This window comes from Roseicyclus sediminis (assembly GCF_025515305.1).
GTDB lineage: Bacteria > Pseudomonadota > Alphaproteobacteria > Rhodobacterales > Rhodobacteraceae > Roseibacterium > Roseibacterium sediminis.
Window position 1 is genome coordinate 400,943 of sequence record NZ_JAOPHT010000001.1, and the last position, 16,952, is coordinate 417,894.

Genomic DNA, 16,952 nt, shown 5'->3' on the forward strand with positions numbered 1-16,952 from the left:
AGGCCCGGGCCAAGCGGTCCGACGGCCCCTGCCGGGCCTGGCCGGACGGAGGCCGATCTATCCGAGCGCGGCCAGCTGAACTCCGCCGGTCGCCCCGGTCAGGCTGACGGCGAACCGGACCCTGGATTGCCCGGAAACGCGGCGCGCGCTTCCGCCAGCAAGCCCGAAACTGGAGCCACGGACTTGGGGCCGCGCGCCGCATCCGACCTGGCGCAGGACATGACAAAATCCGATCCCGGTGGCCGGGGCCTTCGGGTCGCGGGCGAGGTGGAGGAGGGTAGAACGCCACGCCCCGCCATGACGCCCGCCGATGGAGGGGCGACCAACGTCCCGAAGGCGCCCGTTCCGACGCCTCCGGGAGGAAATCCAGGCGATCGGGCCGCCGTCACCGAACCCCGGAACCGCAACCTGGCGGAGGGGACGCCCCGATCGGTGCCGAACGGCGCTCCCTGGATTCCGCGCGCGCCCGTGCAGGCCGCGGCGGTTTCGGCAATGTCCCCTGCACGCGGGCAGGCCACGGCACTCACGTCCATGTCCGCGGGCCCGGTCGAGTTTTCGCTCGACGCCTTCGCCATCGGGCAGGCCTCCGCAACGGGACCGACAGGCGCACAGACCGCCGCCGCGCCGTCCGTCCCGACCGCCTCGTTGGCGCAGTCCGTAGCGCAACAGATCGCCGCGCATGTCCCATCCTTCTCGCGGGAGCCTTCGACGGGCGTCATCGAGATCGCGCTCGACCCGCCGGAACTCGGCCGTGTGCGCCTCAGCCTCGTGGAGACGGGAGGAACGATCACCCTCTCGATCCTGTCCGACCGTCCCGAAACCGCGGACCTCATGCGGCGCCACCTCGACCTGCTTGCGCAGGAGTTCGCGCGCTCGGGCCTCGATGCGCCGCAGGTGAGGATCGGTCTCGGAGGCGAGGGGGGTGCTGCGTTCCAGTCGCGGCCACAAGGCGCCCCGTCGCCCGGCACCGCGGCGGGCGATCCCTCCGGCATCGCATCCGGACACGTCGCGAAGGCACCGGGACCCCCAATGGCGGCGCACCGTGCACTCGACCTCAGGCTCTGACCGAAAGGACCCCCGATGGAGATCTTCCCTTCTCAGACGACCCAGCGTCAGAACGGCGCGTCCGCGGCGGTCACCGATCACTCGGTCCTGACCGCGGATTTCCAGACTTTCCTGCAACTTCTTACGACACAGCTGAAGAACCAGGATCCTCTGAACCCGATGGAATCGACCGAATACGCGACCCAACTCGCCACTTTCTCCGGGGTGGAACAGCAGGTGCGCACCAACGAGCTTCTGGAAACCCTTTCCAACGGGTTCGGCACATTGGGGATGGGACAACTGGGGAGCTGGATCGGGATGGAGGCGATGGCCGAGATGCCGGTCTCGTTTTCCGGCACGCCGGTCACCCTTCAGGCGACGCCCGCCGACCGGGCGGACCGGATGGAACTGGTGGCGAGGGACGCCGCCGGGACGGTCGTGCAGCGGATGCCCGTTCCCCTGTCCGACGCACCCTTCGGATGGACCGGCGTGGACCTTCAGGGGCGCATGCTTCCGCCGGGCACCTATGCGGTGTCGGTGGAAAACTGGTCGGGGGAGGACCTCGTCGATACGCGACCCGCCTCGGTCCGCGCATCGATCGAGGAAGCGCGGCTGATCGAGGGTCGCGTGTTCCTGACGATGGAGGGGGGCGTGACCATACCCGCGGATGCCGTTCAGGGCCTGCGCCAGCGCGCGGCGGACTGAGTGTTGCTCACGCCCCGCTCGATGCGAAGTCCCAGCAAGACCGCTTGGCGGATGCGGGGCACCACCGGCGTGGACGTCGCAAGGCGGATGACGCCCGCCTCAGAGCTGCGTCAGAAACACCGCCACCAGCGCCGCGGAACCTCCGAGGACGGCCCAACCCAGCCGCTCGGGCCAGACAGAGGGTTGCTTGCGCCGCGGCGGGTTGCTCTGGGCAAGCAGCGCCGCCTCCGCCAGTTGCGGAAGGCGGGGGCCGAACCGGGCCAGCACGCGGGCCGTGAGGAACAGGTCACGCGCCAGCGCCTTTGGCCCGATGTTCTCGCGGATGTATTCCTCGACCACAGGCCGGGCGACCGTCCAGATGTTGATGGACGGATCGAGCGAACGGGCGACGCCCTCGACGACCACCATCGTCCGCTGCAGCAAGATCAGTTCCGTCCGCGTCTCCATCCCGAAGCGCTCGGTCACCTCGAAGAGATAGGCCAGCAGGCGACCCATCGAGATGCGGGTCGCGTCCATGCCGAAGATGGGCTCGCCCACGGACCTCAGAGCCTGCGCGAACTCGCCCACATCGCGGTCGGCCGGCACGTAGCCCGCCTCGAAATGGACCTCCGCGACGCGGCGATAGTCCTTGCGGATGAAACCCATGAGGATCTCGGCGTAGACCCGGCGCGTATAGGCGTCGATCCGCCCCATGATCCCGAAATCGAGCGCGACGACATCCCCGTTCGGCGCGACCTTCAGGTTCCCCTGGTGCATGTCGGCATGGAAAAAGCCGTCCCTGAGCGCATGCCTCAGGAACATCTGGAGCACGCGCGCGGCCAGGGCCTTCCGGTCGTGCCCGGCGGCGTCGATCGCCGCGAGGTCGGACAGCGGGATCCCCTCGGCCCAGGCCAGCGTCATCATCCGGCGCGAGGACAGGAACCACTCGACGGCAGGCACGTCGAAGCCCTCGTCGCCCTGGGTATTGGCGGCGAACTCGCCGGCCGCCGAGGCCTCGATCCGCAGGTCTAGCTCCTGCATCACCACGCCCTCGAAATGGGCGATCACGTCGCTTGGGCGCAGCCGGCGCGAGGATGGGGACAGCGTCTCGACCGCCCAGGCGATGAGGTAGAAAGCGTCGATATCGGTGCGGAAGGCACGCTCCACTCCGGGGCGCAGGACCTTCACCGCGACGGGTCGCCCGCTGTCGACAAGCCGTGCGCGATGCACCTGCGCGATGGAGGCGGCCGCCACGGGCTCCGAGAATTCCGAGAAGAGGGTTTCGAGCGGGGCCTCCATCTCGTGCTCGACGACGCGCCGGGCGGCGGCGGTCGGAAAGGGCGGCAGCTTGTCCTGCAGGACCTGCAGGTGGCGCGCCATCTCCTCGCCGACCACGTCGGGCCGCGTCGACAGGATCTGCCCGAACTTGATGTACGCGGGGCCGAGCGCCGTCAGCGCGCGAGGCACCGGCGGAACCTTCGGGTCGCCGCGCAGCCCCAGCCACTTGAACGGCCAGCCAAGCACGCGGGCGGCGATGCGCACGGGACGCGGCGCATCCATCGCCTCGAGAACCGCGCTCATCGCGCCCGTCCGCTCGAAGGTCGCGCCGGTCCGGACCAGCCGCCAGATGTTGTGGGGGCCCTTCACCTCAGATCTTCCAGCCCGAGTGCAGTGCGGCGATCCCGAAGCTGAGGTTGCGGTACGCCACGCGCTCGAACCCGGCGGCGCGGATCATCGACGCGAAACTCTCCTGGTCGGGGAACTTGCGGATCGATTCCACGAGATACTGGTAGCTGTCGCGGTCATTCGCGATCACCTGGCCCATGCGCGGGATGACGTTGAAGGAGTAGAGATCGTAAAGCTTCTGCAGCCCCTCGTTCGGAAGCTGGCTGAACTCCAGCACCATGAGCCGGCCGCCGGGACGCAGCACGCGGAACGCTTCCGACAGTGCGTCTGGAATGCGCGTCACGTTCCGGATGCCGAAGCTGATCGTGTAGCGGTCGAAGCTGTTGTCCTCGAACGGAAGCGCCATGGCGTCGCCGACAATCCACTCGAGCTTGTCGGCGACCTGCGTCGCCTCGGCGCGCTTCTGACCCTCGATCAGCATCGACTCGGTCATGTCGAGCACGGTGGCCGTCGCCCCCGGCGCCCTTCTGAGGAACCGGAACGCGATGTCGCCCGTGCCCCCCGCCACGTCCAGCAGTCGCTGGCCGTCTCGCGGGGCGAGCCAATCCATCATCGCGTCCTTCCAGATGCGATGCACACCGCCGCTCATCACGTCGTTCATCACGTCGTAACGGCTGGCCACGTTGGTGAAGACACCGTGGACGAGGCCCGCTTTCTCGCGCTCCTCCACCGTGCGGAAGCCGAAATGCGTAGTCCCGGCCTCTGGCGTCTCGCGGTCGTCGGTCATCAGGGGTTGTGCTCCGCCTTTGTCGGGCCTTGTTATAGGCCTCGTCACCGGGGCTGCAACGCGGCGTTACAGCCCGGCCCCGTCCGAAGGAAAGCGCGCCTTGCCCGAACTTCCAGAAGTCGAGACAGTCCGTCGCGGCCTCGCCCCCGTGCTGGAGGGTGCGGTGATCGCGCGGGCCGAGGTCAACAGGCCCGACCTGCGCTGGCCCTTCCCCGAGCGGATGGCCGAGCGTCTGACCGGCGCGCGGGTCGAGCGGTTGCGGCGGCGGTCGAAATACATCCTCGCCGATCTAGACACGAACGAGACGCTGATCGTGCACCTCGGCATGTCCGGGCGGATGATCGTGTCGGGCGCCGGCGGCGGGCGGGAGATGCCGGGGCATTTCGCCCACGACCACCCCGCGCCGGAAAAGCACGACCATGTCGTCCTCGACACCGATGCGGGCATGCGCGTCACCTTCAACGACGCCCGGCGCTTCGGGGCGATGGACCTTGCGCCGACGGAAACGGTCGAGGCGCACTGGCTGCTGGCCGATCTCGGGCCCGAACCGCTGGGAAACGCCTTCGACGAGGTGCATCTCGCCAAGCGGTTTTCGGGCAAGCGGACGCCGGTGAAGACCGCGCTTCTCGATCAGCGGATCGTCGCGGGGCTGGGAAACATCTATGTCTGCGAGGCGCTCAATCGGGCGGGCATCTCGCCCCTGCGCCATGCCGGGCGCATCGGGCCCGAGCGGCTGTCGCGTCTGGTGACCGAGATCCGCGCCGTTCTGGCCGAGGCGATCGATGCCGGTGGCTCCTCGCTCCGGGACTACCGGCAGGCAGATGGGGACCTGGGGTATTTTCAGCACAGTTTCCGCGCCTACGGACGCGAGGGAGAACCCTGCCAAACCAGCGGTTGCGCGGGAACGATCCGCCGCAAGGTCCAGGGCGGAAGATCGACTTTCTACTGCCCCGCCTGTCAAAGATAGGTTGAACCCGCCGCTCGCGGTGCTAACCCTGCGCCTCAGCGCAACAGCCCGGAGTGTCCGACGCATGGCCTACGAGACCCTGATCGTAGAGATCGAAGACCACATCGCGCTCATAAGGCTCAATCGCCCCGACGCGATGAACGCGCTCAACACGCAGCTCCTGGGAGAGCTGTCCAGGGCGCTGAAGGCCGCCGAAGAGAACGACAAGGTCCGCTGCATCGTCCTGACGGGCTCGGACAAGGCCTTCGCGGCAGGGGCCGACATCAAGGAGATGTCGGACAAGAGTTTCGTCGAGGCCTTCGCCTCCGACATGTTCGGCGCCGAGGTGGAGCAGATGCTGCGCTGTCGCAAGCCGATCATCGCGGCGGTGGCGGGCTACGCGCTTGGCGGCGGCTGCGAGCTTGCCATGATGTGCGACTTCATCATCGCCGCCGACACCGCGAAATTCGGTCAGCCCGAGATCAATCTCGGCGTGGTGGCCGGAATCGGCGGCACGCAGCGCCTGACGCGCTTCGCCGGCAAGTCCAAGTCGATGGACATGCATCTGACCGGCCGCTTCATGACCGCCGAGGAGGCCGAGCGCTCGGGCCTCGTAAGCCGCGTCGTGCCTGCCAAGAAGCTGATGGAAGAGGCCATGGGCGCCGCCGCGAAGATCGCGGAGAAATCCGCGATCACGGTGATGGCGGTGAAGGAGGCCGTGAACCGGGCCTACGAGACGCCGCTTCGCGAGGGCCTTCTGTTCGAACGGCGGCTGTTCCACGCACTCTTCGCGACCGAGGACCAGAAAGAGGGCATGGCCGCCTTCCTGGAGAAGCGCGAGCCGCAGTTCCGCGACAAGTAAAGGGCGACCCGCGTCCCGGGGCTTCCCTTCCGCGCGAAATTCGCTTATGCGCCGCGCCAGACATGCGTGTGAGGCCCGCTCTGGCCGGATTCGCCCGGTATTGAACCCGGGGTCGGGACTTCCCGCGCGATAACCGTATTCGAAGACCCGACGAAAGAGACACACGATATGGCCAATTCGCCCCAGTCCAAGAAGCGCGCCCGCCAGAACGAGCGGCGCTACGAGATCAACAAGGCCCGCCGGTCGCGCATCCGCACCTTCCTGCGCCGCGTCGAGGAGGCCATCGCCTCGGGCGACCAGACCGCCGCCGCGACCGCCCTTCGCGCTGCCCAGCCCGAACTGATGCGGGGGGTCACCAAGGGGGTGATGCACAAGAACACCGCATCCCGGAAAATTTCGCGTCTGAGTTCGCGGGTAAAGGGTATGGGCGCCTGAGCGCACCCCCACATCGCCCTTGAAAAAAAGGCGTCCGCGAGCCGGGCGCCTTTTTTTGTCGGAAAAATTCCTGTGGGCTCAAAGGCCTAAAAGGGGCGTTCAGATTCGATTTCGGATTGGCCCGGAGTCAAGCGTGAAGATGTGTTGCGAGGCCCGCGCGAGTCCCGCTAGCTTGACCGGGCGATTCAGACGCCTGGGGGGCGGATGGAGCGAGCGGCGGGCCAGGCCCGGGACGACAGAATGTTGGGGTCGGATTGACAGGTCCGGCGCAGCATCGGGTGACGGGAAAGTCACTGCGTCCAGACCCTGGAGCGGCGGAACAGGGGTGATCCCGTTAAGGGCGTGTCGGGCTTCGGCGCTGACGTATTCCTGTTTCTTCGATGCTTGCACTTTCGTCCCTCCTGACCTTGAGGATTCGGATTTGGACGGCGGCGCGCCGGGGGTTTGGCGCGCAGCGGACGCTTTTGTCCAAGAATGTCTCCAGGCCGGGTGCGGCGGACCGTTCCGGGTCCGAGCGCGGCGTATCCGGTTTTTTGGGTGCGCTGAATCGTCCGGTGCGGACTCCGCGCGGGGAATCGGGGTAAGATGGCCGGCATGGCAGCGGTCACAAAAAGAAAAGAGGAACGGGAATGACGAACGAGACCTGGGGCCAGGTGCGCAGCGAGCTTCTGAAGGCGGTGGGCCGGAACAACTTTTCGGCTTGGATCGAACCGATCCAGTTCGACCGCATGGATGGCCGTACCGCGCTCTTTCATGTTCCGACGAACTTCTTCGGCTCATGGGTCTCGCAGAACTTCGGCGATGTCATTCTCCGCCATCTCGCGTCCGCCGGCGTGGGTGTGGACCGCGTTGAATTCAGCGTTCCGCCCGAGGGCTTCGTGGCCGTGAACAGCAACAGCCGCCCCGCCGCCGTCGAGGAAACCGCCGAGGCCGCGCCCCAGCCAGCCATGGCCGAAGCCGCAGAACAGCCCGCAGTCGCGGCCGCTCCCGCCCGCCTGGCGCCGGCACCGGCCCCCGCCTCGTCCGGCTCGAAGGCCCGCAACGGCGACGACGTTCCCGGCGCCAACCTGAACCCGAACTTCACCTTCGAGAACTTCGTCGTGGGCAAGCCGAACGAGCTGGCCCATGCCGCCGCCCGCCGCGTGGCCGAAGGCCGCGATGTCACGTTCAACCCGCTGTTCCTCTATGGCGGCGTGGGCCTCGGCAAGACGCACCTGATGCATGCCATCGCATGGGAGCTGCGTGCGAATTTCCCTGAGGCCGACATCCTCTATCTCTCGGCCGAGCAGTTCATGTACCGCTTCGTGCGGGCGCTGCGCGAGCAGGACACGATCGGGTTCAAGCAGATGTTCCGGGCCGTCGACGTCCTGATGGTCGACGACGTCCAGTTCATCGCCGGCAAGACCTCGACCCAGGAAGAATTCTTCCACACGTTCAACGCGCTGGTGGAAATGGGCAAGCAGATCGTGATTTCGGGCGATCGTGCGCCGGTCGACATGGAAGAGCTCGACAGCCGCATCGCCTCGCGGCTTCAGTGCGGCCTTGTCGTCGACATCCACCCCACCGACTACGAGCTGCGCCTTGGCGTGCTTCAGCACAAGGCCGAGAGGATGCGCGCCCGCAATCCCAAGGTGAAGATCGCGGACGGGGTGCTCGAGTTCATCGCGCGCAAGGTGTCGTCCAACATCCGCGTGCTCGAGGGCGCGCTGACACGGCTCTTCGCCTTCGCCGACCTGGTCCACAAGGACATCGACATGGACATGGTCCAGGATTGCCTTTCGGACATCCTGCGTCACACCGACCGCAAGGTCACGATGGACGAGATCATCAAGAAGACCTGCGAGTACTACAACATTCGCCAGACCGACTTGATGAGCTCGAACCGCTCGAGGGCCATCGCCCGTCCGAGACAGGTGGCCATGTTCTTGTGCAAGAAGTTGACCACGCGGTCCCTGCCCGAGATCGGGCGGAAGTTCGGTGGCCGCGACCACACCACGATCCTCTACGGCGTTCGCAAGATCGAGGAACTGATGCAGGTCGACAGCCAGATCGCCGAGGACGCGGAAATCCTGCGCCGGATGCTGGAAGCCTGAAACTCCGGCACGCTCGTCCGCGCTTCGGGGATTGACGCGGGCGGACAGACTGGGAAACTCCGGGAAAACACTTGTGCATGCGCGGGGAGCGGGTAGTCTCGCCTCCCCGCGATCTGTCGGAGCCAGGGCATGAAACTCTCGATCGAGCGCGCCGCACTCCTGCGCGCCGTCTCTCAGGCGCAGTCGGTTGTCGAGCGTCGCAATACCATTCCTATCCTCGCCAACGTCCTGATCGAGGCCGAGGGCGATACGGCCAGCTTCCGCGCGACCGACCTCGATATCGAGGTGGTCGACCGCATCCCGGCCAAGGTCGAACGCGCAGGCGCGACGACGGTCTCGGCGGTCACGCTGCACGAGATCGCGCGCAAGTTGCCCGACGGCGCGCTGGTCAACATCACCGAAGACAGTGCGGCGGGACGGCTGACGGTCGAGGCCGGGCGCTCGAAGTTCCAGCTCGCCACGCTGCCGCGGGAGGATTTCCCGGTGATGACGGCCACGGAATACAGCGCCAATTTCTCGGCGCCCGCGCCGCTTCTCCGGCGCCTTTTCGACAAATCGAAATTCGCCATCTCCACCGAGGAGACGCGCTACTACCTCAACGGCGTCTACCTGCACGTCGCCGAAGGCGAGACGGGTCCGGTCCTGCGCGCCGTCGCGACGGACGGGCATCGCCTTGCACGGATCGATGCGCCGCTGCCCGATGGCGCCGCCGGGATGCCCGGTGTGATCGTTCCGCGCAAGACGGTCGGCGAGATGCGGAAGCTCCTCGAAGACGACGAGGCCGAGATCGCGGTATCCGTCTCGGAGACGAAGATCCGCTTCGCCACGCCCGAGATCACGCTGACCTCCAAGGTCATCGACGGCACCTTCCCCGATTATTCGCGCGTCATTCCATCGGGCAACAACCGCCGCATGGAAGTCGACGCCAGCGACTTCGCCAAGGCGGTGGACCGTGTGGCGACGGTGTCCTCGGAACGCTCGCGGGCGGTGAAGATGCAGCTCGACGAGGATCGCCTGATCCTGTCGGTGAACGCCCCCGACGCGGGCGCCGCCGAAGAGGAACTGGCCGTGGCCTACGGCGACGAGAAGCTGGAGATCGGCTTCAACGCGAAATACCTGCTGGAGATCGCCAGCCAGGTCGACCGCGAGAACGCGGTGTTCATGTTCGCCTCTTCCGCCGAGCCTACGCTGATGCGGGAAGGCGACGACTTGAGCGCGATTTATGTCGTGATGCCGATGCGGGTCTGACGGGGCAGATGTGAGCGCGCGGAATTGCCGGCAGTTCCGCGCCGGAAAAGCCGGCTTTTCCGCCCGGTTTTCCTGAAGGAAAACGCGCCGCCATGACCCCACACGTCGCCCACCTCGCGCTGTCGCATTTCCGCAGCCACCGGCGCACGCGGCTGGACCTCGACGGGCGGCCTGTGGCGCTGTTCGGCCCGAATGGCGCGGGCAAGACCAACCTCATGGAGGCAGTCTCGCTCCTGTCTCCCGGACGGGGCCTGCGCCGCGCCACCGCGGACGAGATCGTCCGCCGCCCCGAGGCGATCGGCTGGAAGATCCGCGCGGATCTGGCCGGTCCGGACCTAGGGCACGAGGTGGAACTGACCGCCGAACCCGGCGCGCCGAGAAATGTCCGTCTCGACGGAAAGGCCGCGCCGCAAGTGGCGCTCGCGCGTCTCATCCGGATCGTCTGGCTGGTGCCGGCTCAGGACCGGCTGTGGATCGAGGGGTCGGACGGGCGGCGGCGGTTTCTCGACCGCATGACAATGAGCTTCCTGCCCGACCATGCCGAGGACGTGCTGGCCTACGAGAAGGCGATGCGCGAGCGCAACCGCCTTCTCCGCGACGAGGTGCGCGACCCGGCCTGGTTCCGCGCGCTCGAGGCGCAGATGGCCGATGCGGGCGCCGCCATCTCCCACAACCGCGCGACGGCGCTGGCGCGTCTCGCCACCGCCCAGGAGGGGGCCGCCACGGCCTTTCCCGTGGCCGAACTTTCCCTCGACGGCGAGACCGGGCCGCAGGACGCCGTGGGCCTCGCCGAAGCCCTAGCCGAGGGTCGCGCGCGCGACATGGCGGCGGGACGCACGCTGCTTGGGCCGCACCGGGCGGACCTCGGCGCCGTCTACGTGGACAAGGGCGTGCCCGCGCGGCAGTGCTCCACCGGCGAGCAGAAGGCGCTCCTGATCTCGCTGGTGCTGGCCAATGCACGCGCCCTCAAGTCCGAGACCGGGGCCGCGCCGCTCGTCCTTCTCGACGAGGTGGCGGCGCATCTCGACGCGGGGCGGCGGGCGGCCCTTTTCGACGAGATCTGCGCGCTGGAAGCCCAGGCCTGGATGACCGGCACGGGGCCGGAATTGTTCGCCGAACTCGGCCTCCGCGCGCAGCACATTGCTGTCGCCGAGGAAAACGGCGAAAGCGTCGCGACGCCAGTGGAGGACGCACCATGACCGACCTGCCCGTGAACCGCGTGAGCCTCCTGACCCTCGGGGTCGCGGACCTCGAACGGTCGCGCGCCTTCTACGCCGCGCTCGGCTGGACGGAGACGCGCGCGGTCGATGGCGTCGTGTTCTACCAGATGGACGGCATGGTGCTGGGTCTCTTCGGGGTCGATGCGCTCGCCGCAGACCAGGGTCGGCCCGAAACGTCGCTGGGTGCGGGCGCGGCGACCTACGCGCAGAACCACCGCACGACGCAAGAGGTCGACGCCGCATATGCCCGGGCGCTCGACGCAGGCGCGGCCCCCCTGAAGGCGCCCGGGGCGACGCTTTGGGGCGGGTATTCCGGCTACTTCGCGGACCCCGACGGGCATGTCTGGGAACTGGCCGTGAACCCGCTCTGGCCGCTGGACGACGCGGGCCGCACATGGATACCGGAGATCCCCGAGACATGACGCTCACCGCCGCGCAGGTCGCGCTTTATGCCGGCGCGCTTTTCGTCCTCTTCCTCACCCCCGGCCCGGTCTGGCTCGCCACGGCGGCGCGGGCGCTGGCGCACGGCTGGGTGGCGGCGATCCCGCTGGTCTTCGGCGTCGCGCTGGGTGACGCGGCGTGGTCGGTGACGGCAACCCTCGGCCTTGCCTGGATCGTCGGCTCCTACGAATGGGTCATGGAGGCGCTGCGCTGGGTGGCCGTGGCCGTCTTCGCGGCCATGGGCCTGCTGCTCATCCGCCACGCGGACCGGGCGATCTCGGCCGACAGCCGCCTGAACCGCCCGGGCGCCTGGGCGGGGTTCCTCGCCGGGGTCGCCGCGATCCTCGCCAATCCGAAGGCGATCCTGTTCTACATGGGCATGTTGCCGGGTTTCTTCGATCTGACCACGGTCACGGCGGCGGATGTCGCCGTCATCGCCGCGATCTCGATGGGCGTTCCCCTGGTCGGCAACATCGGTTTCGCCTGGCTGGTGGACCGTGCGCGCCGGCGGTTTTCCAGCCCGGAGCGTCTGGCGCGGATCAACCGGGTCGCCGGTGCGCTCCTGATCCTCGTGGCTGTGGTGATCGGCCTGTCCAACCGCTAAATATTGGGGCAGATCGCGTGACATTCCTGCCCCCGGCAGGTATAAACCGGCGACAAAGAACAGGCAGAGCACCCCATGGCAGACAACGCCCCCGCGCCGCAGGAATACGGCGCCGATTCCATCAAGGTTCTCAAGGGCCTGGAGGCGGTTCGCAAACGCCCCGGCATGTACATCGGCGACACCGACGACGGCTCGGGCCTGCACCACATGGTCTACGAGGTCGTGGACAACGGCATCGACGAGGCATTGGCTGGCCATGCCGACGCCGTGACGGTCACGCTGTACCCCGACGACAGCGTCTCGGTGAGCGACAATGGCCGCGGCATTCCGGTGGGTATCCACGAGGAAGAGGGCGTGTCGGCGGCCGAGGTCATCATGACCCAGCTGCACGCCGGGGGTAAATTCGACCAGAATTCCTACAAGGTCTCGGGCGGCCTGCACGGCGTCGGCGTATCCGTCGTGAACGCGCTGTCCGACTGGCTCGACCTGCGCGTCTGGCGCGACGGCAAGGAGCATTACGCCCGCTTCGAACGCGGCGATACGGTCAAGCATCTGGAAGTGGTTGGCGACAGCGGCGGGCGGACCGGCACCGAGGTCCGCTTTCTCGCCTCCACGACGACCTTCTCGAACCTCGACTACTCGTTCAAGACGCTGGAAAACCGGCTGCGGGAACTCGCCTTCCTCAACTCGGGCGTGAAGATCGTGCTGGAGGACCTGCGCCACTCCGAGCCGATGCGCGTCGAGATGGAATACGAAGGCGGCGTGCGGGAATTCGTGAAATATCTCGACCGTTCCAAGTCGCCGATGATCCCCGATCCGATCTATGTCGAGGGCGAGCGCGACGGCATCGGCGTCGAGGTCGCGATGTGGTGGAACGACAGCTACAACGAGATGGTGCTGCCCTTCACCAACAACATTCCTCAGCGCGACGGCGGCACGCACCTTGCGGGCTTCCGCGGCGCACTGACGCGGTCGATCAACCTCTATGCGCAATCTTCGGGCATCGCCAAGCGCGAGAAGGTGAACTTCACCGGCGACGACGCGCGCGAGGGGCTGACCTGCGTTCTTTCGGTGAAGGTGCCCGATCCCAAATTCTCGAGCCAGACCAAGGACAAGCTCGTGTCATCCGAGGTGCGCCCCGCGGTCGAGGGCCTGATGAACGAGAAGCTCTCGGAATGGTTCGAAGAGCATCCGCAGGAAGCGCGGCTGATCGTCGGCAAGATCATCGAGGCGGCGCTGGCCCGCGAGGCGGCGCGCAAGGCGCGCGAACTCACGCGGCGCAAGACGGCGATGGACGTGGCAAGCCTTCCCGGCAAGCTCGCCGATTGCCAGGAGAAGGACCCGGCCAAGTCCGAGCTTTTCCTGGTGGAGGGCGACAGCGCCGGCGGCTCGGCCAAGCAGGGCCGCTCGCGGCACAACCAGGCGGTTCTGCCGCTCCGGGGCAAGATCCTGAACGTGGAGCGCGCGCGCTTCGACCGGATGCTGTCGAGCCAGGAGATCGGAACGCTGATCACCGCGCTCGGCACCGGGATCGGACGAGACGAGTTCAACCTCGACAAGCTGCGCTACCACAAGATCGTCATCATGACGGACGCCGACGTGGACGGCGCGCATATCCGGACGCTGCTTCTGACGTTCTTCTTCCGCCAGATGCCCGAGATCATCGAGCACGGGCATCTCTTCATCGCACAGCCCCCGCTCTACAAGGTGAGCCGGGGCAAGTCGGAGGTCTATCTCAAGGACCAGGCCGCGCTGGAGGATTACCTGATCGACCAGGGGATCGAGGGCGCCGTTCTCCGGCTGAACAATGGCGAGGAGATCGCCGGCGCGGACCTGCATCGCGTCGTGGAGGGCGCGCGCACCTTCAAGCGCATCCTCGAGGCCTTTCCGACCCACTATCCCCGCCACATCATAGAGCAGGCCGCCATCGCCGGGGCCTTCGACCCCGGCGCGGCGGATGCGAACCTGCAGGGCGTGTCCGAGGACGTGGCCAAGCGTCTCGACCTCGTCGCCGCGGAATACGAGCGCGGCTGGACCGGTCGGATCACGCAGGACCACGGCATCCGCCTGTCCCGCGTCCTTCGCGGGGTTGAGGAAATCCGGACGCTGGACGGCGCCGTCCTGCGCTCGGGCGAGGCGCGGAAGCTCTCGGAGGTAAGCCGCACGTCGCGGGAGGTCTATCGCGAGCCCGCGCGGCTCGCCCGGAAGGAACGGGAACAGCTGATCCATGGACCGACCGAACTTCTGAAGGCGGTGCTCGACGAGGGCGCCAAGGGCCAGCAGATGCAACGCTACAAGGGGCTGGGCGAGATGAACCCAAGCCAGCTGTGGGAAACCACGCTGGACCCCGAGGCGCGCACGCTCCTGCAGGTGAAGATCGACGACCTCGCCGAGGCCGACGACATCTTTACCAAGCTCATGGGCGACGTGGTGGAGCCGCGCCGGGAGTTCATCCAGGCCAATGCGCTGAGCGTCGAGAACCTCGACTTCTAGGCCGCACCCGGCCTCGTCAGGATCCCGAGGTCCTTGCCGGACCAATGGCCCTCCGCCGCCACGACGGCCAAACGGGTAAAGGATGCCCGCGCGGTCGCGCCGTTGCGCAATCCCATGACCGTCCTGTGCGGATCGGTGCGGTAGGCCCCCGTCATCATCTCCCGTTCGGACCGCCACAATGTCAGGGTCGGACCGTCGATCAGGGGCATATCGGGCAAGAGGTTCACGTCGAGGAACACGGCCGGGTTCCCGGCGAACGCCGTCCGGACGGCGGTCACGCCACGCCCGAATTCCACCAGCCCGCTCTCCGGGTCTCCGAGGCCGAGGGTCGTGACGACCATCACTGGGCCTTCGTCCTTCGGCCGTGGTGCCAGGGCGGGGTAGACGGAAGTGGCCTTTCCATCGGGGGACCAGTTGACCTCACCGTGGCAGGCAAAGGGCTGGCCGAGGATGGCGACGGTCTCGATTGCCTCGGCAAGGATCGGAATGCCTTTCTTCCGCGCCTCGAAATACGATCTTGCCGTTTCGAGATCGGGCCAGAGCGCGAACCATGCGCGGACCGTCCGGTCCCGGCGCGGATACCCGTCCTCGGCATCCCACCGCGTCTCCGTCCCCGCAGTGGCCAAGAGCGCGCCGTCCGGATGGGCGGTGACATCGTCGCCCTTGCCCAACTGGCGGGAGAAACGCGCCGCAATGATCGTAGCCGCATTTCCAGATGCCATTCATCCCTCCGACGACCGGATGGCGGAAGCTAGCACGCCCCTTGCCCGACTCATACCCCGGCCCCTAGCCTTCGATGCATCCAGCACCGGAGGCTTCCATGAAACACGCCATCCTCACCGCCGTCATCGCCCTCGCGCCCACCCTCGCCGCCGCCGAGATGACGGAGACCACCGTGATCATCGAGCGTCCCGGACAGGACGTCATCGGCACCCTTGCCCTCCCCGCGGGAGACCCCGCACCCGCCGTCCTGCTCCTGCACGGCTTTACCGGGTCGCGGCACGAATTGATGACCGAAGCCGTGCCCGAAGGCGTCTTCGCCCGCACCGCAGCGCGGCTGGCCGATGCCGGGTATGCCAGCCTGCGCATCGATTTCGCCGGATCGGGCGAGGCGACCGACGAGATGAGTTTCGCCGAGACGACCTTCGAGGGACAGATCGGGGACGCTCTCGCCGCCGTCGAGTATCTGCGCGGTCTCGACAGCATCGACACCGAAGACCTTTTCCTCATCGGCTGGAGCCAGGGTGGCCTTGTCGCCGCCGCCACGGCCGGGCGCAGCGACGCCTTCGACGCCGTGGCGCTGTGGAACGCGGTCGCCACCCCGCGGGAGACCTATAGCGCCATCCTCACGGAGGAGACGGTCGCCGCCGGTCTCGCCGCCGGACCGGACGAGCCGGTCCCCGTGACACTGCCCTGGGCCGAGATCACGCTGAACGGCGCCTTCTTCCAGGGTCTGGAAACGCTCGACCCGGTGGCCGAGATCGCGCCCTATGACGGGCCGCTTTTCGTCGCACAGGGCAGCCTCGACACCACCGTTCCTCCCGCTTCGGCCGATCTCTACATCGCCGCCCATGACGGGGAGGAAGACCTGTGGACCGCCGAAATGGACCATGTCTTCAACATCTTCGCCACGGGTGACGTGCTGGAGGAATTGATCGCTGCGAACATCGCCTATTTCGATGCTCATGCGGACTGAGCGCGGGCGTTTCGCGGGGCGACGCAGCCGAAACATGCGGCAAGGCGCATGAGGGCCCCTCACTTCAACGGGCCGGCGTTGCCCGCCCTCGGGCGTCTGTAGGGCACGCGGATGTCCGACGGGTTCGCCGACATGATACATGCCGCCATCGGCTTCTTCGCGAAGTTGAAGGCGGACAACACGCGCGATTTCTTCGAGGCGCACAAGGCCTTCTACACCGGCGAGATCCGCAAGCCCGCCGAACTGATGGCCGACCTTTTCGCGGAGGACCTCGCGCGCGCCACGGGCAAGGCGCATGGGCCGAAGGTCTTCCGCATCCACCGCGATGTGCGGTTCTCGAAGGACAAGACGCCCTACAACGCGCATCTCCACATCCTGTGGTCCCGCCCCGGGACGGCCGTGACGCCCGCGTGGTTCTTCGGCGCCGCTCCGGAGTACCTGACCTTCGGCATGGGCGTGATGGGGCTGGAGAAGGACGCGCTGGCCCGCTACCGGCGCATGGTGGACGACGACGGCGACGCGCTGACCGCCGCGATGGCGCAAGGGGGATTGTCGCTGTCGGACTGGGGCCCGGACCCGCTGAAACGGGTGCCGAAGCCATACGCGGAGGATCATCCCCAGGCGGAGCTTCTGAAGCGCAAGGCCTTCGCCGTGTCCACATCGCTGCCGGATGGATGGGAGAATGCCGGGCTGTTGCCTGCGCTCAACGCGCTTGTTCAGCCTATGCTGCCGGTGTGGCGCATCCTCGACGCGGCCTTCCCCGGCTGAACCGG

General features: G+C 67.3%; 16 protein-coding genes. 13 read left to right on the forward strand and 3 right to left on the reverse strand.

Annotated features, from left to right (window positions below; translation table 11 throughout):
* The first annotated feature begins 492 nt into the window (after positions 1-492).
* Both N8I71_RS02030 and N8I71_RS02035 read left to right on the forward strand, forming a co-directional pair.
* The gene (locus N8I71_RS02030; protein WP_262876245.1) at positions 493-1,065 is read left to right on the forward strand and encodes a flagellar hook-length control protein FliK; all 573 of its coding nucleotides are present in this window, start codon (positions 493-495) and stop codon (positions 1,063-1,065) included.
* Between the two features lie 15 nt (positions 1,066-1,080).
* On the forward strand, positions 1,081-1,749 hold the full coding sequence (locus tag N8I71_RS02035; RefSeq protein ID WP_262876246.1) for a flagellar hook capping FlgD N-terminal domain-containing protein: 669 nt from the start codon (positions 1,081-1,083) through the stop codon (positions 1,747-1,749).
* Between the two features lie 99 nt (positions 1,750-1,848).
* Here the strand turns inward: N8I71_RS02035 and ubiB are convergent, their stop codons facing one another.
* Together ubiB and ubiE are read right to left on the reverse strand one after the other, a co-directional pair.
* A complete protein-coding gene (gene ubiB, locus N8I71_RS02040) occupies positions 1,849-3,375 on the reverse strand; it encodes a 2-polyprenylphenol 6-hydroxylase (protein WP_262876247.1) in 1,527 nt (508 codons plus the stop codon).
* Position 3,376: 1 nt separating this feature from the next.
* Complete coding sequence (ubiE, locus tag N8I71_RS02045; RefSeq protein WP_262876248.1) at positions 3,377-4,141, reverse strand: bifunctional demethylmenaquinone methyltransferase/2-methoxy-6-polyprenyl-1,4-benzoquinol methylase UbiE; 765 nt, start codon at positions 4,139-4,141, stop codon at positions 3,377-3,379.
* A 100-nt stretch (positions 4,142-4,241) separates the two neighbouring features.
* Between ubiE and mutM the strand changes: the two genes are divergently transcribed.
* The 9 genes from mutM (at position 4,242) to gyrB (ending at position 14,483) form a co-directional block, all read left to right on the forward strand.
* Positions 4,242-5,108, forward strand: a complete 867-nt coding sequence (mutM, locus tag N8I71_RS02050) for a bifunctional DNA-formamidopyrimidine glycosylase/DNA-(apurinic or apyrimidinic site) lyase (protein WP_262876249.1) — start codon at positions 4,242-4,244, stop codon at positions 5,106-5,108.
* 64 nt (positions 5,109-5,172) lie between these two features.
* Positions 5,173-5,949 carry an enoyl-CoA hydratase gene (locus tag N8I71_RS02055; protein WP_262876250.1) on the forward strand — a complete coding sequence of 259 codons (777 nt, stop codon included), beginning with the start codon at positions 5,173-5,175 and terminating at the stop codon, positions 5,947-5,949.
* A gap of 168 nt (positions 5,950-6,117) precedes the next feature.
* Complete coding sequence (gene rpsT, locus N8I71_RS02060) at positions 6,118-6,384, forward strand: 30S ribosomal protein S20 (RefSeq protein ID WP_262876251.1); 267 nt, start codon at positions 6,118-6,120, stop codon at positions 6,382-6,384.
* A 629-nt stretch (positions 6,385-7,013) separates the two neighbouring features.
* Positions 7,014-8,477: a chromosomal replication initiator protein DnaA gene (dnaA, locus tag N8I71_RS02065; RefSeq protein WP_262876252.1), complete on the forward strand. Its 1,464-nt coding sequence runs from the start codon at positions 7,014-7,016 to the stop codon at positions 8,475-8,477.
* Positions 8,478-8,606: 129 nt separating this feature from the next.
* On the forward strand, positions 8,607-9,725 hold the full coding sequence (dnaN, locus tag N8I71_RS02070; protein WP_262876253.1) for a DNA polymerase III subunit beta: 1,119 nt from the start codon (positions 8,607-8,609) through the stop codon (positions 9,723-9,725).
* Positions 9,726-9,817: 92 nt separating this feature from the next.
* Positions 9,818-10,924 (forward strand): DNA replication/repair protein RecF, encoded by a 1,107-nt coding sequence (recF, locus tag N8I71_RS02075; protein ID WP_262876254.1) that lies wholly within the window; start codon positions 9,818-9,820, stop codon positions 10,922-10,924.
* Between the two features lie 5 nt (positions 10,925-10,929).
* Positions 10,930-11,367, forward strand: a complete 438-nt coding sequence (locus N8I71_RS02080; RefSeq protein WP_262876356.1) for a VOC family protein — start codon at positions 10,930-10,932, stop codon at positions 11,365-11,367.
* Positions 11,364-11,990 carry a LysE family translocator gene (locus tag N8I71_RS02085; protein WP_262876255.1) on the forward strand — a complete coding sequence of 209 codons (627 nt, stop codon included), beginning with the start codon at positions 11,364-11,366 and terminating at the stop codon, positions 11,988-11,990. Before N8I71_RS02080 ends, N8I71_RS02085 begins: the two co-directional genes overlap by 4 nt.
* 75 nt (positions 11,991-12,065) lie before the next feature.
* The gene (gene gyrB, locus N8I71_RS02090; RefSeq protein WP_262876256.1) at positions 12,066-14,483 is read left to right on the forward strand and encodes a DNA topoisomerase (ATP-hydrolyzing) subunit B; all 2,418 of its coding nucleotides are present in this window, start codon (positions 12,066-12,068) and stop codon (positions 14,481-14,483) included.
* Here gyrB and N8I71_RS02095 read toward each other — a convergent pair.
* A complete protein-coding gene (locus N8I71_RS02095) occupies positions 14,480-15,205 on the reverse strand; it encodes a hypothetical protein (RefSeq protein WP_262876257.1) in 726 nt (241 codons plus the stop codon). The two genes, gyrB and N8I71_RS02095, sit on opposite strands and share 4 nt — an antisense overlap.
* Before the next feature lie 98 nt (positions 15,206-15,303).
* On the opposite strand from N8I71_RS02095, the gene N8I71_RS02100 reads away from it, so the two are divergent.
* Positions 15,304-16,179, forward strand: a complete 876-nt coding sequence (locus tag N8I71_RS02100; protein WP_262876258.1) for an alpha/beta hydrolase family protein — start codon at positions 15,304-15,306, stop codon at positions 16,177-16,179.
* A gap of 111 nt (positions 16,180-16,290) precedes the next feature.
* Entirely contained in the window at positions 16,291-16,947 is a 657-nt protein-coding gene (locus tag N8I71_RS02105) for a DUF2461 domain-containing protein (RefSeq protein ID WP_262876259.1), read from the forward strand.
* Positions 16,948-16,952 lie beyond the last annotated feature (5 nt).

What these genes read in the sequence shown, in the direction of transcription:
- N8I71_RS02030 (WP_262876245.1), top strand. Translation starts at nt 493, where the DNA reads ATGTCCCCTGCACGCGGGCAGGCCACGGCACTCACGTCCATGTCCGCG.
- N8I71_RS02035 (WP_262876246.1), top strand. Translation starts at nt 1,081, where the DNA reads ATGGAGATCTTCCCTTCTCAGACGACCCAGCGTCAGAACGGCGCGTCC.
- ubiE (WP_262876248.1), bottom strand. Translation starts at nt 4,141, where the DNA reads ATGACCGACGACCGCGAGACGCCAGAGGCCGGGACTACGCATTTCGGC.
- N8I71_RS02055 (WP_262876250.1), top strand. Translation starts at nt 5,173, where the DNA reads ATGGCCTACGAGACCCTGATCGTAGAGATCGAAGACCACATCGCGCTC.
- rpsT (WP_262876251.1), top strand. Translation starts at nt 6,118, where the DNA reads ATGGCCAATTCGCCCCAGTCCAAGAAGCGCGCCCGCCAGAACGAGCGG.
- dnaA (WP_262876252.1), top strand. Translation starts at nt 7,014, where the DNA reads ATGACGAACGAGACCTGGGGCCAGGTGCGCAGCGAGCTTCTGAAGGCG.
- dnaN (WP_262876253.1), top strand. Translation starts at nt 8,607, where the DNA reads ATGAAACTCTCGATCGAGCGCGCCGCACTCCTGCGCGCCGTCTCTCAG.
- recF (WP_262876254.1), top strand. Translation starts at nt 9,818, where the DNA reads ATGACCCCACACGTCGCCCACCTCGCGCTGTCGCATTTCCGCAGCCAC.
- N8I71_RS02085 (WP_262876255.1), top strand. Translation starts at nt 11,364, where the DNA reads ATGACGCTCACCGCCGCGCAGGTCGCGCTTTATGCCGGCGCGCTTTTC.
- gyrB (WP_262876256.1), top strand. Translation starts at nt 12,066, where the DNA reads ATGGCAGACAACGCCCCCGCGCCGCAGGAATACGGCGCCGATTCCATC.
- N8I71_RS02095 (WP_262876257.1), bottom strand. Translation starts at nt 15,205, where the DNA reads ATGGCATCTGGAAATGCGGCTACGATCATTGCGGCGCGTTTCTCCCGC.
- N8I71_RS02100 (WP_262876258.1), top strand. Translation starts at nt 15,304, where the DNA reads ATGAAACACGCCATCCTCACCGCCGTCATCGCCCTCGCGCCCACCCTC.
- N8I71_RS02105 (WP_262876259.1), top strand. Translation starts at nt 16,291, where the DNA reads ATGTCCGACGGGTTCGCCGACATGATACATGCCGCCATCGGCTTCTTC.